The sequence below is a fragment of the Streptomyces sp. NPDC006393 genome (assembly GCF_040628575.1).
Classification (GTDB): domain Bacteria; phylum Actinomycetota; class Actinomycetes; order Streptomycetales; family Streptomycetaceae; genus Streptomyces.
Genome location: NZ_JBEXZD010000012.1, coordinates 1 through 14,316 on the forward strand (window position 1 = coordinate 1; position 14,316 = coordinate 14,316).

Below are 14,316 nucleotides of genomic sequence, written 5' to 3' on the forward strand. Positions count from 1 at the left end.
TCTTCCCGCACCGCAGCGTCCGGGACAACGCCGCCTACGGCCTGGAAGTGCAGGGCGTGCCCCGCGCCGAGCGCGAACGCCGCGCCGACGAGGCGCTCGCCCTGTGCGGCCTGGCCGGGTGGGAGTCGTCCTGGCCGGACGAGCTCTCCGGCGGCATGCAGCAGCGCGTCGGCCTCGCCCGCGCGCTCGCCACCGACGCCGACCTGCTGCTGATGGACGAGTCCTTCAGCGCGCTGGACCCGCTGATCCGCCGCGACATGCAGGACCAGCTGCTCCAGCTTCAGCACACCCTGAAGAAGACGATCGTGTTCATCACCCACGACCTCAACGAGGCCATGCGCCTGGGCGACCGCATCGCCGTCATGCGCGACGGCCGGATCGTGCAGACCGGCACCGCCGAGGACATCCTGCTGCGCCCCGCCGACGACTACGTCGCCTCCTTCACCCAGGACGTCGACCGTTCCCGCGTGCTGACCGCCGAGGCGGTCATGGACCGCGACGTGCGCGGTGACGAGGCGGACTGCGCCTGCGACACCGCGACGCCGGACACCCCGTTCACCGAGCTGTGCGCGATCAGCGCCCGGCTCTCCCACCCGGTCGCCGTCCTGGACGAGCACCGGGCCGTCGTCGGCGTCGTACCCCGGCAGCGGCTCGTCGGCTTCCTCGGCGACGCACCGGACCCCGCACCCGTGAGCTGCGACGCACCACGGGAAACGGGCGGCGAGAAGGAGGTGGCCCGTGCCTAGGATCCCGCTCGGCGACTGGGTCAACTCCGCGGTCGACTGGCTGCTCGACCACATGGCCTGGCTCTTCGACTTCTTCAAGGCCGTCTTCACCGGCACCTACGACGGCATCAACGCCGTCCTCCAGGCGCCCGAGCCGCTGCTGCTCGCCGGCATCCTCGCCGTGCTCGCCTGGTGGCTGCGCGGCCTGTTCGCCGGTGTCCTCACCTTCGTGGGCTTCGCCTTCATCGACTCGATGGAGCTGTGGTCGGACGCGATGGTGACCCTCTCCCTCGTGCTCGTCGCCACGATCATCGCCCTGGTGATCTCGGTGCCGGTGGGCATCTGGGCGGCCCGCTCCAGCCGGGTCAGCGCCGTCGTCCGGCCGGTGCTGGACTTCATGCAGACGCTGCCCGCGATGATCTACCTCATCCCGGCCATCCTGTTCTTCGGCACGGGCGCCTCCGCGGGCATCGTCGCCACCCTGATCTTCGCGCTCGCCCCGGGCGTGCGCATGACCGAGCTGGGCATCCGCCAGGTCGACGCGGAACTGGTCGAGGCGGCCGAGGCGTTCGGCACCACGCCCCGCAACACCCTGCTGCGCGTCCAGCTGCCGCTGGCCCTGCCCACGGTGATGGCCGGCGTCAACCAGGTGATCATGCTCGGGCTGTCCATGGCCGCGATCGCCGGCATGGTCGGCACCGGCGGCCTGGGCGGCGACGTCAACGAGGCCATCGGCCAGCTCAACGTCGGTCTCGGCTCAGAGTCCGGCGTGGCCATCGTGATCCTCGCGATCTACCTCGACCGGATGACCAGCGCCCTGGGCACCCAGGTCTCACCCCTCGGCCGGCGCGCCGCCGCCAGGGCGCGGGCCGCCCAGGGCCTGAAGATCTGGTCCTACCGGCCGCGCCCGCAGATCGCCGTCGTCGGCGTGGTGGTCCTGGGCCTGGTCGCGGGCGGCATGGGCGTCTTCGGCGGCTCGGGCTCCGGCTCCACGGCCACCGCCGACGGCCACGACATCGGCAAGGGCAAGAAGCTCACCATCGGCTACATCCCCTGGGACGAGGGCGTCGCCTCCACCTTCCTGTGGAAGGAGATCCTCGAACAGCGCGGCTACCAGGTGGACGCCCGGCAGTTCGACGCCGGTCCGCTGTACACCTCGCTCGCCCAGGGCAGTGTCGACTTCGAGACCGACTCCTGGCTGCCGACCACCCACGCCCAGTACTGGAAGAAGTACGGCAAGCAGCTGGACGACCTCGGCTCCTGGTACGGACCGACCTCACTGGAGCTGTCCGTGCCGTCGTACATGAAGGGCGTCGACTCCCTCGACGACCTCAAGGGCAAGGCGTCCCTGTTCGGCGGGAAGATCACCGGCATCGAGTCCAGCGCCGGCGAGATGGCCCTGCTGAAGAGCAAGGTCCTCAAGGACTACGGCCTGGACAAGGAGTACAAGGTCGTCGACAGCTCCACGCCCGCGATGCTGGCCGAGCTCAAGCGCGCCTACAGCAAGAAGGAACCGATCGTCGTCACGCTCTGGTCGCCGCACTGGGCGTACAACGACTACTCCCTGAAGAAGCTGAAGGACCCCAAGGGCGCCTGGGGCAAGGGCGACGGCGTGCACACGCTGGCCCGCAAGGGCTTCACGGCCGACAACCCGGTCGTCGGCACCTGGCTGAAGAACTTCAAGCTGGACGAGAAGCAGCTCACCAGCCTGGAGGCCGAGATCAACAAGGCGGGCAAGGGCCGGCAGCAGGACGCCGTGCGCACCTGGATGAAGTCCCACCCCGGTCTCGTCGACAAGCTGGCCCCGCTGCCCGGCGGCTCGGGCGGCAAGCCCGCCGAGGCCTCCCGCACGCTGAACGTCGCCTGGTTCCCGTGGGACGAGGACATCGCCGTCACCCGTCTGTGGAAGCACGTCCTGGAGCGCCGCGGCTACCGGCTGAACCTGAAGCAGATGGACGTCGGCCCCGTCTACACCGGCCTGGCCGGCGGGGACATCGACCTCAACTTCGACGCCTGGCTGCCGTACGCCCAGAAGAACTACTGGGACAAGAGCAAGGACAAGCTCAGGGACCTGGGCACCTGGTACCAGCCGACCTCCCTGGAGATCGCGGTGCCCTCCTACGTCAAGGACGTGAAGTCCCTTCAGGACCTCAAGGGCAAGTCCTCCCTCTTCGGCGGGAAGATCATCGGCATCGAGCCGGGCACCGGCGAGATGAACCTGCTGAAGACCAAGGTCCTGCCCGGCTACGGTTTGGACAAGGAGTACAAGGTCGTCGACGGCTCCACGCCCGCGATGCTCGCCGAGCTCAAGCGCGCGTACGCCAAGAAGCAGCCCGTGGCCGTCGTGCTGTGGTCCCCGCACTGGGCGTACAGCCGCTACGACCTCACCAAGCTGAAGGACGACAAGAAGCTCTTCGGCGAGGGCAACACCATCCGCACCATCTCCAGCGCCGACTTCCCCGGGCGGTACCCGCGGCTCACGCAGTGGATCAAGAACTTCAGGATGAGCGAGGACGAGCTCGGCAGCCTGGAGAGCGAGATCAACAAGCGCGGCCAGGGACACGAGGACCAAGCGGTCGACGCCTGGCTGAAGCAGCACCCGGACGTCGAGCAGCGGATGACCGCCGGGTAGCCGCCGCCGTCGCGCCGTACGCCCGAGAGTCGTACACCTGACAGGGGCGGGCCTCTTCCACGGTCCTGACGCCGTGGGAGGGGTCCGCCCCTCGATCGGTGCACGGTAGGAATCCGGACAACCACGGAGAGCCATCCCCCTACCCTGGGCTCGAGGGGCCGTGGGCTCCCGGAAGACCTCACCGGTGCCGATCCGCTCCGGGCGCCGTACGGCGGCCCCGCGGCGGGGCCGAACCGCTGGCGCGAACCATGAGGTCCGCGGCCCTCCCGTCTTACGGGGATGTGACGGCCGCATGAAACGGTTTGCCGAACATGCGTAGGGTGCAGACAAGTCATCAGGAGCAATGCGCCCGGACCTGGACCCGGATCCGGACCGGGCCCGCCGAAGGCGAACGGGACGACGAACCGAACGACGAGCGAAGGAGGGAGCCGGAGCGATGGGCGACCACAAAGAGCAGTCCCTTCGAGTGGGCGCGGCCGTACGGCGGCGGCGCCGCGCGCTGGACCTCACCCTCGCCGTCGTGGCCGAGCGCAGCGGCCTGTCGGTGCCCTTCCTGAGCCAGGTCGAGAACGACAGGGCCCGCCCCAGCAGGAGCTCCCTGGAGAAGGTCGCCGACGCCCTGCGCACCACCGCCGTGGAACTGCTGGCGGCGGCCGACCCGGCGTGCAGCGTCGACGTCGTACGGGCCGAGGTCACCGAGGTCCCCGAGCTGGAGCCCGAACCCCGGGTGCGCTCCCTGGTGCGCGGCCATCATCAGCTGCACGCCTCGGAGTTCACCGGCGACCATGACGCGGGCCGCGAGTTCCAGCACCGCAACGACGAGCTGATGTACGTCGCCGACGGCGCGGTGGAGATAGAGGCGGAGGGCCGCGCCTACCGGCTGGCGCGCGGCGACACCATGTACCTGACCGGCGGGGTCCGCCACCGCTGGCGGGCGACCGTGCCCGACACCCGGGTGATCGTGGTCGCGGTGGCGGAGCACATCGAGGCGGTGCAGGACCGGACACGGTGAGGGTCGTCTCCCTGGTGCCCTCGCTGACCGAGGCGGTCGCCGCGACGCTGCCCGGCGTGCTGATCGGCGCCACCCGGTGGTGCGTCCGTCCGGCGGACCTGCACGTGGTCCGCGTCGGCGGCACCAAGAACCCCGACGTCGACCGGATCGTCTCCCTCGCCCCCGACCTGGTGATCGCCAACGAGGAGGAGAACCGCGCACCCGACCTCGAGGCCCTGCGCGCGGCCGGTCTCGAGGTGCTGGTGACCGAGGTGCGTAACGTGCCGCAGGGCTTCCGGGAACTGGCACGGGTCCTGACGGCCTGCGGGGCGGCGGGCCGGCCGCGATGGCTGGACGAGGCGGAGACCGCCTGGTCCGCGCCGCCGGTGCACGACGGCGCCGAGCGCCGTACGACCGCGATCGTGCCGGTCTGGCGCCGGCCGTGGATGGTACTGGGCCGGGACACCTTCGCCGGTGACGTCCTCGCCCGCCTCGGCGTCGACCAGTTGTACGCCCACCACGCCGAGCGCTACCCGCGCATCCCGCTTCAGGAACTGCGGGCGGCGGCCCCGGACGTCGTCGTCCTGCCCGACGAGCCGTACCGCTTCACCGCCGACGACGGGCCGGAGGCCTTTCCCGGGGTGCCGTGCGCGCTGGTCAGCGGGCGGCACCTGACGTGGTACGGGCCCTCGCTGACCGAGGCTCCTCGGGTGCTGGCGCGGGCGCTGCGAGCAGCGAGCCGCTGACCAGTCCGCGGGCGGTGTGCACGGCCGCGGCGGCCCAGGCGGTGACGAGGACCGCGTACAGGGCGACCGCGAGGGCGTCGTACACGGCGAGGTGCGTGTGCCGGGCGAGAGCCGAGGCGCCGGTCACGCAGGTGCCGACCGGGAAGGTGAAGGACCACCAGGTCATCGCGAAGCCCATGCCCCGCCGGCCGGCCCGCACCACCTGCGCGGCGGCGAAGGCGAACCACAGCACGGCGAAGCCCATCACCGGAACGCCGTAGAGCAGCGCGAACACCGCGAAGCCGGTGTCGTAGGGCGCCGGTACGACGCCCCGGGCCGTGTCGGCGAACGCGCCGACGGCGGTGGTGGACTGCCCGAGCGGGCCCAGGACCAGGAACAGCGTCGGGGTGAGCGCGAGCGGCAGCGGTCCCGCGACGATCAGCCGGCCGAGGATCAGCGGCAGCAGGGCGAGCGTGGCCAAGAGACTCAGTCCGAACATCGCCACGCACGTCAGGAGCAGGGTCTCTCGCGCCTGGCCGGCCGGCAGGTGGCGCACGAGGGCGGGGCCGAGTGCGGCGGACACCATCGGCGCGACGACCGGCAGCAGCCACACCGGCGTCGCCTGGTGCGGCTCGATCCGATGGTGCACGACCATGAGGTACGGCACCGCCACGGCGGCCGCGAGCCCGACGACGGTCCCCGCCGTGAACAGCGCGGTGTCCACGGCGAGCGCGGCGCGGGTGCCGGTCCAGTCCCGGCCGGCGGACTGCGCACCGCCGCCGACGGCCAGCAGCGCCATGGACAGACAGCCGTAGAACGGGGCCGCCGTCGCGTCCAGGACATGGGCGCGGGCCTGGTCGCGGTGGTGCCGCCAGTGCAGCACGCGGGCCGTCAGCAGGACCGCCAACAGCACCAGGGACAGAGCCCAGACGGCGGTGCACGCGGTGCGCAGGCCCGGTATGTGGACGGGCAGCGCGGCACCCGCGGTGCCGACGGCGGCGGTGCCCATGACCGAGCCGTACCAGTGGGGGCCGAGATGGCGGAGCGCGGGGACACGGGGCCGGGGCGCGGCCGGGACGGACGGCCGGAGGGACGATGACCGGGGGGACGACGGCCGAGGGGACGGTGACCGGAGGGACGGCGACCGGACGGACGATGACCGGGCAGTCGACGATCGGGCAGTCGACGATCGGCGCGACAGGGAATACGACAGGGAATGGGCTGCGGTGACCATGGCGTTGAGGTTTTCGCAGGTCCGGGGCCCCCACCAGGGGGTTTGTCGCTATCGGGGCATAAGCTGGGTTTATGAGGAACGCGGGCGTGAACGCAGGGAACGGAGACGGGCGGCCGTCCGTGGCCGTGTCGCTGGCCCACCGGGTTCCGGATCTGGGCGCCCTGGAGCTGCTGCTGGCCGTGGCCCGGCTGGGCAGCCTGGGCGGCGCGGCCCGGGAGCTGGGCATCACCCAGCCGGCGGCGAGCAGCCGGATCCGCTCCATGGAGCGGCAGCTGGGGCTGGCGCTGGTGGACCGCTCGCCGCGCGGCTCACGGCTGACGGACGCGGGCGCACTGGTGACGGACTGGGCGCGGCGGGTCGTGGAGGCGGCGGAGGCCTTCGACGCGGGCACCCAGGCCCTGCGGGACCGGCGGGACTCGCGCCTGCGGGTGGCGGCGAGCATGACGATCGCGGAGTATCTGCTGCCCGGCTGGCTGATCGCGCTGCGGACGCACCGGCCGGACACGGCCGTCTCGCTGCTCGCCGGGAACTCGGCGATGGTCGCCGAGCGGCTGCTGGCGGGCGAGGCGGACCTCGGCTTCGTGGAGGGACTGACGGTGCCGGCCGGACTGGACTCGGTGGTCATCGCCCACGACCGGCTGATCGTGGTGACCGCCCCGGCGCACCCCTGGGCCCGCCGCCGGCGCCCGCTGGACGCGGCGGAACTCGCCTCGACCCCGCTGATCCTTCGGGAGACGGGCTCCGGGACACGGCAGGTACTGGACGCGGCGCTGGGCGGTCTGGCGCGCCCGCTGATCGAACTGTCCTCCACGACGGCGGTGAAGGCCTCGGCGGTGAGCGGGGCGGGACCGGCGGTCCTGAGCGAACTGGCGGTGGGCGACGAACTCTCCTTGCGGCGCCTGGTGACCATCCCGGTGGAAGGCATGGCCCTGCGCCGCGACCTGCGCGCCGTCTGGCCCACCGGCCACCGCCCGGCGGGCCCGGCCCGCGACCTCCTCTCCCTGACCCGCTCGGAAACCAGCTGAGCGGACGGGCCACGAAGCACCCAGCACCCGGGCAACCCACGCTCGGGCAACCCGCGCTCGGGCAACCCGCGCTCGGGCACCCGGGCTCGGGCGACTCCGGCATGGGGTGACTCGCGCACGGGCCGCTCGGGTACGGCGTGACTCGCGCCCGAAGCACTGCGCTCGGGCAACCCGCGTTCGGGCACTCGCGTGAGGGCGACTCCGGCGCGGGGTGACTCGCGCCCGAAGCACTGCGCTCGGGCAACCCGCGTTCGGGCACTCGCGTGAGGGCGACTCCGGCGCGGGGTGACTCGTGCACGGGGCTGCTCGGGTGCGGGGTGACTGGCGCCCGGAGGACTGCGCTGGGGCAGCCCGCGTTCGGGCACTCGCGTGAGGGCGACTCCGGCGCGGGGTGACTCGTGCACGGGGCTGCTCGGGTGCGGGGTGTCTCGCGCCCGGAGGACTGCGCTGGGGCAGCCCGCGTTCGGGGACTCGCGCAGGGGCGACTCCGGCGCGGGGTGACTCGTGCACGGGGCTGCTCGGGTGCGGGGTGACTCGAGCAGGAAGCACCCAGCGCTCGGGCACTCGCGCAAGGGCGACCCCGGCGCGGGGTGACTCGCGCACCGGGGCGCTCGGGCGTGGGCACCTCAGGGGCCCGGCCGCCGCGCGCCGCACGTGGGTCGGCGCGGGCGCCTCGACGCTGCCGTCCGGCGCGGGGACCGAGGCGAGGGGCCCTCGTTGAGGCGGCGGACGGCCGAACGGGGCGGGAGCATCGGCCACCGGTGCGGGCGGATGCTGGTCGGCGCAGCTCGCGCGGTGGGTCCGCTCGCGGTCGGCGCGTGTCTCACGAAGCGGTGGCCGCGGTGATCAGGTGGTGCATCACGCGGAGGTCCTCGCCCATCTCCGGGTGCCACTGGACGCCGAGCACCCAGTGGCCGGTGGGCGGCGGTTCGATGGCCTCGACGGTGCCGTCCGGGGCGTGGGCCGAGGCGATCAGGCCCTTGCCGAGGCGGTCGACGGCCTGGTGGTGGTAGGTCGGGACGGTCGTCTCCTCCGGGACGGCCGCGGCGTAGCGGGTGCCGGGGACCGGTGTGACCCGGTGGCCGCCGAAGACGCCGACGACCTCGGCGTGCCCGTCCAGGTGCTGGACCAGGGTGCCGCCGAGGGCGACGTTCAGCAGCTGCATGCCCCGGCAGATGCCGAGCAGCGGCACCCGCGCGCTCAGGGCGGCCTCGATCAGGGCGAGTTCCCAGGCGTCCCGGGCGCGGGCGGGCGGTCCGGTACGGGGGTCCGGCTCGGCGCCGTAGCGCACCGGCTCGACGTCCGGGCCGCCCGCGATCACCAGCCCGTCCAGCCGGGCCACGGCCGACGCCGCCCGCTCAGGCACGTCCGGCGGCAGCATCGCGGCGAGGCCGCCCGCCCGCTGCACCAGCCGTGGATAGCCGGCCGGCAGCAGCGCCGCGTCCAGCTCCCACACACCCCAGCGCGCACCGGCCTCCAGATAGGTGCTGATGCCGATCAGCGGTCGTCCTGCGGTCATACGGTCCTCCCATACCCGTAGGGGTGTGCTCCGCAAAGGTGTGCGCCCATACCTTTGCGGACGCCTGTGTCACGCCAGAAAGCCCCGCAGCAGCGCCGCCGTGCCCGCGCAGTGCTCGCGCGTGATCTCCCGCGCCCCGTCCGCGTCCCCCTCCAGCACCGCCTCCACCAGCGCGATGTGCTGGCGCTGCGAGTGCTCGAGGTTGCGCACCAGCAGGGGTATGCAGTCCAGCAGGTCGTTCACCGTGGCCCGGACCGCCGCGTACTGCGCGGCCAGGCTCGGCGAGCCGCACAGTTCGGCGAGCGTCAGGTGCAGCAGCGTGTCCAGCCGCCGGTAGTCCGCCAGCGGCGCGTCGTACGTGCGCTCCAGCGCCTCGCGCAGCCGCCGTGCCCGCTCCCCGGCCAGCCCCTGCGCCGCGCACAGCCCCGCCGCGCCGACCTCCAGCACCTCGCGGAAGCGCAGCACGTCCTCGATGTCGACATCGGCGACCCGGCGCCGCAGTTCGTCGCCGCCGCCCGCGTCCGTACGGGGCAGCACGAACGTGCCGCCGTAGCGCCCGCGCCGCGCCTGGACCAGCCCCTGGTCCTGGAGCACCTTCAGCACCTCGCGCAGCGTCACCCGGCTGATCCCCAGCCGCTCCGCCAGCTCCCGCTCCGCGGGCAGCCGCCCGCCGGCCGGCACCAGGCCCAGCCGCACCACCTGGAGCACCTGCTCCAGGGCCTCCTCGAAACCGTTGCCCGCCCGCACCGGCCGCAGCACCGCCGTGAGCCGGTCGCCCGGCCCTTTCGCGCCCGTGTCCCGCGCCATCCGGTCGCGCCCCCTTCCCAGGCAATGGTTCCCAGCAATACCTTATGGCTCCCGGCGCCGGTCGATGAAGCCTTAAGGAGGCTCGCCCGTGGCAGACCGCACACCCCCGCTCGCCGTGGAGGAACTGCACGCCCTGGTCGGATGCGGGGAGATCGACACGGTGGTCCTCGCCTTCCCCGACATGCAGGGGCGGCTCCAGGGCAAGCGGTTCGCCGCCCGGTTCTTCCTCGACGAGGTCCTCCACCACGGCACCGAGGGCTGCAACTACCTCCTCGCCGTCGACACCGACATGAACACCGTCGACGGCTACGCCATGTCCTCCTGGGACCGCGGCTACGGCGACTTCGCCATGCGCCCGGACCTGTCCACGCTGCGCCGCGTCCCCTGGCACCCGGGCACCGCCCTGGTCGTCGCCGACCTCGCCTGGAACGACGGCTCACCGGTCGCCGCCGCGCCCCGCCAGATCCTGCGCCGCCAGCTGGACCGCCTCGCCGAGCACGGCCTGACCGCCCAGGTCGGCACCGAGCTGGAGTTCATCGTCTTCAAGGACACCTACGAGCAGGCCTGGGACGCCGGCTACCGCGGGCTCACCCCGGCCAACCAGTACAACGTCGACTACTCCATCCTCGGCACCGGCAGGATCGAGCCCCTGCTGCGCCGCCTGCGCAACGACATGGCCGGCGCCGGCCTCACCGTCGAGTCCGCCAAGGGCGAGTGCAACCCCGGCCAGCACGAGATCGCCTTCCGCTACGACGAGGCCCTCGTCACCTGCGACCAGCACGCGATCTACAAGACCGGCGCCAAGGAGATCGCCGCCCAGCAGGGCGTCTCGATCACCTTCATGGCCAAGTACAACGAGCGGGAGGGCAACTCCTGCCACATCCACCTCTCCCTCGCCGACGCCGACGGCGCCAACGCCATGGCGGCACGCGGCGGGGACGGCATGTCCGACCTCATGCGGCACTTCCTCGCCGGACAGCTCGCCGCGCTGCGCGACTTCTCCCTCCTCTACGCCCCGAACATCAACTCCTACAAGCGGTTCCAGCCGGGCTCGTTCGCGCCGACCGCCGTCGCCTGGGGGCACGACAACCGCACCTGCGCCCTCCGCGTCGTCGGCCACGGCCGCTCCCTGCGCTTCGAGAACCGCCTGCCCGGCGGCGACGTCAACCCGCACCTGGCCGTCGCCGCACTGGTGGCGGCGGGCCTGCACGGCCTGGAGCAGAAGCTGCCCCTGCCCGACCCGTGCCCCGGCAACGCCTACACCGCCGACTACGAGCACGTCCCCACCACCCTGCGCGAGGCCGCCGAGCTGTGGGAGAACAGCCCCCTCGCCAAGGCGGCCTTCGGGGACGAGGTGGTCGCGCACTACCGCAACATGGCCCGCGTCGAACTGGACGCCTTCGACGCCGCCGTCACCGACTGGGAGCTGCGCCGCTCCTTCGAACGCATGTGAGGCCTTCTTGTCCGACCCGCACGCACTCCAGGTGCTGAACCCGGCCACCGAAGAGGTGGTCGCCACCGTCCCCGCCGCCGACGCGGGCGACGTCCACCGCGCCGTCGAACGGGCCGTCGCCGCCCAGCGCGCCTGGTCCACCACCGCACCCGCCGACCGGGCCCGGCTGCTGCGCCGCTTCGCCGACGTCGTCGACACCCACCTCGAGGAGCTGGCCCGACTCGAGGTCCGCGAGGCCGGGCACCTGCTCGGCAACGCCCGCTGGGAGGCCGGCAACGCCCGCGACCTGCTGCTGTACGCGGCCGGCGGCGCCGAACGCCTCCTCGGCCGGCAGATCCCGGTCCCCGGCGGCTGGGACGTCACCTTCCTCGAACCCCTCGGGGTCGTCGGCGTCATCGCACCCTGGAACTTCCCGATGCCCATCGCCGGCTGGGGCTCCTTCCCGGCCCTCGCCGCCGGCAACGCGGTCGTCCTCAAGCCCGCCGAGGCCACCCCGCTCACCGCGCTCCGGCTGGCCGAACTGGCCCTCGAGGCAGGCCTGCCCGAGCACATCTTCCAGGTCCTGCCCGGCCACGGCCACACCGCCGGACGCGCCCTCGTCGACCACCCCGACGTGGCGAAGATCGTCTTCACCGGCTCCACCCGCACCGGCCGCGAGGTCATGGAGCGCTGCGCCCGGCACACCAAGCCGGTCACCCTCGAACTCGGCGGCAAGAGCCCCAACGTCGTCTTCGCCGACGCCGACCTGAGGGCCGCCGTCGACCCGTTCTCCTTCCTCGACAACTCCGGCCAGGACTGCTGCGCCCGCACCAGGATCCTGGTCCAGGAGCCGGTGTACGACGAGGTCCGCGAGCTTCTCGCGAAGGCGCTGGCCGCCGTGGTGGTGGGCGACCCGGCCGACGAGCGGACCCGGATGGGGCCGCTGATCTCCCGTCAGCAGGTCGACCGCGTACGGTCCTACGTCCCCGAGGACGCTTCCGCCCTGCGCGGCAGCGCACCCGACGGGCCGGGCTTCTGGTTCCCGCCGACCGTCCTCACCGGGGAGCGGCACGACTCGGAAGCGGCCCGCGAGGAGATCTTCGGCCCGGTCGCCGTCCTGCTGCCCTTCGCCGACGAACAGGACGCGATCCGCCTGGCCAACGACACCCCGTACGGCCTCTCCGGCTCCATCTGGACCCGGGACGTCGGCCGCGCCCTGCGCGTCTCCCAGGCGGTGCGGGCCGGCAACCTGTCCGTCAACTCGCACTCCAGCGTCCGCTACTGGACCCCGTTCGGCGGCTTCAAGCAGTCCGGCGTGGGCCGCGAACTCGGCCCGGACGCGCTGACCGCCTTCACCGAGGCCAAGAACGTCTTCATCAGCACGGAGGGTCCCGCACAGTGAGCGCAACCATTCCCGACACCGAGGCCGTCGTCTGCCGCCGCCTGGCCGGCCGCACCGCCGTCGTCACCGGAGCCGGCAGCGGCATCGGCCTCGCCTCCGCGCGCCGGCTCGCCTCCGAGGGCGCGCACGTCGTCTGCGCCGACGTCGACGAGGCCCGCGGCAAGGCCGCCGCGGAGGACACCGGAGGGCTCTTCGTCAAGGTCGACGTCACCGACTCCGACCAGGTCGAGGCGCTCTTCCAGGCGGCGTACGACACCTACGGCAGCGTCGACGTCGCCTTCAACAACGCCGGCATCTCGCCGCCCGACGACGACTCGATCCTGGAGACGGGACTGGAGGCCTGGAAACGGGTCCAGGAGGTCAACCTCACCTCCGTGTACCTGTGCTGCAAGGCCGCCCTGCCGTACATGCGGCGCCAGCGCCGGGGCTCCATCATCAACACCGCCTCGTTCGTGGCCCGGATGGGCGCGGCCACCTCGCAGATCTCGTACACCGCCTCCAAGGGCGGCGTGCTGGCCATGTCCCGGGAACTGGGCGTCCAGTTCGCACGGGAGGGCATCAGGGTCAACGCGCTGTGCCCCGGACCGGTCGACACCCCGCTCCTCCAGGAGCTGTTCGCGAAGGACCCGGAGCGGGCCGCCCGCCGGCTCGTGCACATCCCCCTCGGACGGTTCGCCCGGGCCGAGGAGATCGCCGCCGCCGTCGCCTTCCTCGCCAGCGACGACTCCTCCTTCGTCAACGCCACCGACTTCCTGGTGGACGGGGGCATCGCGGGGGCGTACGTCACTCCGCTGTAGGCAGGCCCCTGTGGCCGGGCGAGGGCGGGTCCTCCTACAGTTCCGGGGGTGAGCATGACACCCCCGCCCGGCTGGTACCGCGATCCGTCGGCCCCGCATCTGGAGCGCTGGTGGGACGGAACGGCCTGGACCGACCACCGGCGCGCCCCCGAGGCACCCCAGCCCCAGCCGCCGACGCCACTCCAGCCGCCGACGCCGTCCCAGCCGCCCGCCGGCGGGGGCTCCAGCCGGGCCAAGGCGGTGGCCCTGACCACCGCCGGGGCCGTCCTGGTCGCCGCCGTCGTCACGGGAGCGGTCGTGCTCGGCCGCGACGACGGCGGCGGCACCGGCGCGCGGACGGCGCCCTCGGACGCCTCCGCCACGGCGGCCGGCCCGTCCACCGCCGCGACCTCCCCGTCGGCGTCGTCCGCTTCTCCGTCCGCGACCGCCACCGGTGACCCGTCCGTCGTCGTCGACCAGCTCAACGGCATCACACTGCCGGTGCCCGACGGCTGGGAGAAGCCGCAGTACGTCGCGGACAACAAGGTCGTCATGACCACGCACGGCACCTACGACTGCCCGGCCGGCACCGGCCTGTGCCGGCACGGCCTGGTCCTGACACTGACGGGGACCGCGACCGATGGGACCTCGCCCAAGGCCCTGGCGGAGCAGGACATCGAGAAAGCGGCCGACCTGGCGTACGACGAGAACGCGGCCGGGCAGCACCTGTACGGGGGCATCACCTCCCACCGGGCCGTCGCCTCCGGTCAGCTCGCCGTCGCGGGCCGCGCCGGGTACTTCGTCCGCTGGCGGGTCAGGACCGCCCAGGGCCCCGGAGGCTATGTCGAGTCGCTGGCCTTCCCGTCCAGCGTGGGCAGCGAGGCGCCGGTCGTCGTCCGCTTCGTCTTCGACGCGGGACCGGACGGGCCGCCCCTGTCCGACATCGACAGGATCAGGAAGGGCATACGGCCCCTCGGCGACGCCGGCACGGGCGGGGGCGTCGGCAGCAGCATCGGCCCGGCGGGCTGAACCGCAGGGCCGGCTGCCC

The 14,316-nt window shown here is 73.0% G+C and carries 12 protein-coding genes; 9 read left to right on the top strand and 3 right to left on the bottom strand.

Annotated features, from left to right (window positions below; all coding sequences use genetic code 11):
* The 4 genes from ABZ484_RS08260 to ABZ484_RS08275 all read left to right on the top strand — a co-directional run.
* Positions 1-746: ATP-binding cassette domain-containing protein (locus tag ABZ484_RS08260; RefSeq protein WP_358865089.1), on the top strand; the 746-nt coding region annotated here is incomplete at its 5' end.
* Positions 739-3,357 carry an ABC transporter permease/substrate binding protein gene (locus ABZ484_RS08265; RefSeq protein WP_358865090.1) on the top strand — a complete coding sequence of 873 codons (2,619 nt, stop codon included), beginning with the start codon at positions 739-741 and terminating at the stop codon, positions 3,355-3,357. The genes ABZ484_RS08260 and ABZ484_RS08265, both read left to right, overlap by 8 nt.
* Before the next feature lie 436 nt (positions 3,358-3,793).
* On the top strand, positions 3,794-4,369 hold the full coding sequence (locus tag ABZ484_RS08270) for an XRE family transcriptional regulator (protein ID WP_358865091.1): 576 nt from the start codon (positions 3,794-3,796) through the stop codon (positions 4,367-4,369).
* Complete coding sequence (locus tag ABZ484_RS08275) at positions 4,366-5,094, top strand: helical backbone metal receptor (RefSeq protein ID WP_358865092.1); 729 nt, start codon at positions 4,366-4,368, stop codon at positions 5,092-5,094. The genes ABZ484_RS08270 and ABZ484_RS08275 overlap by 4 nt, the downstream gene beginning before the upstream one ends.
* Here the strand turns inward: ABZ484_RS08275 and ABZ484_RS08280 are convergent.
* Positions 5,006-6,274, bottom strand: coding sequence for a TDT family transporter (locus ABZ484_RS08280; protein WP_358865174.1), 1,269 nt, complete (start codon positions 6,272-6,274; stop codon positions 5,006-5,008). The genes ABZ484_RS08275 and ABZ484_RS08280 overlap by 89 nt on opposite strands.
* Positions 6,275-6,393: 119 nt before the next feature.
* Here ABZ484_RS08280 and ABZ484_RS08285 point away from each other — a divergent pair, with 119 nt between their 5' ends.
* Positions 6,394-7,332: a LysR family transcriptional regulator gene (locus tag ABZ484_RS08285; protein WP_358865093.1), complete on the top strand. Its 939-nt coding sequence runs from the start codon at positions 6,394-6,396 to the stop codon at positions 7,330-7,332.
* An 823-nt stretch (positions 7,333-8,155) separates the two neighbouring features.
* On the opposite strand, the gene ABZ484_RS08290 is transcribed toward ABZ484_RS08285, so the two are convergent.
* Both ABZ484_RS08290 and ABZ484_RS08295 read right to left on the bottom strand, forming a co-directional pair.
* Positions 8,156-8,851, bottom strand: coding sequence for a gamma-glutamyl-gamma-aminobutyrate hydrolase family protein (locus ABZ484_RS08290; protein WP_358865094.1), 696 nt, complete (start codon positions 8,849-8,851; stop codon positions 8,156-8,158).
* 69 nt (positions 8,852-8,920) lie between these two features.
* Positions 8,921-9,658, bottom strand: coding sequence for an FCD domain-containing protein (locus ABZ484_RS08295; protein ID WP_358865095.1), 738 nt, complete (start codon positions 9,656-9,658; stop codon positions 8,921-8,923).
* Between the two features lie 88 nt (positions 9,659-9,746).
* Between ABZ484_RS08295 and ABZ484_RS08300 the strand changes: the two genes are divergently transcribed.
* The 4 genes from ABZ484_RS08300 to ABZ484_RS08315 are packed head-to-tail and all read left to right on the top strand — an operon-like array spanning position 9,747 to position 14,297.
* Positions 9,747-11,111, top strand: a complete 1,365-nt coding sequence (locus ABZ484_RS08300; protein WP_358865096.1) for a glutamine synthetase family protein — start codon at positions 9,747-9,749, stop codon at positions 11,109-11,111.
* A gap of 7 nt (positions 11,112-11,118) precedes the next feature.
* Positions 11,119-12,492 carry an aldehyde dehydrogenase family protein gene (locus ABZ484_RS08305; RefSeq protein WP_358865097.1) on the top strand — a complete coding sequence of 458 codons (1,374 nt, stop codon included), beginning with the start codon at positions 11,119-11,121 and terminating at the stop codon, positions 12,490-12,492.
* Positions 12,489-13,289 carry a 3-oxoacyl-ACP reductase gene (locus ABZ484_RS08310; RefSeq protein ID WP_358865098.1) on the top strand — a complete coding sequence of 267 codons (801 nt, stop codon included), beginning with the start codon at positions 12,489-12,491 and terminating at the stop codon, positions 13,287-13,289. Before ABZ484_RS08305 ends, ABZ484_RS08310 begins: the two co-directional genes overlap by 4 nt.
* Before the next feature lie 54 nt (positions 13,290-13,343).
* Complete coding sequence (locus ABZ484_RS08315; protein ID WP_358865175.1) at positions 13,344-14,297, top strand: DUF2510 domain-containing protein; 954 nt, start codon at positions 13,344-13,346, stop codon at positions 14,295-14,297.
* The last annotated feature ends 19 nt before the right edge of the window (positions 14,298-14,316 follow it).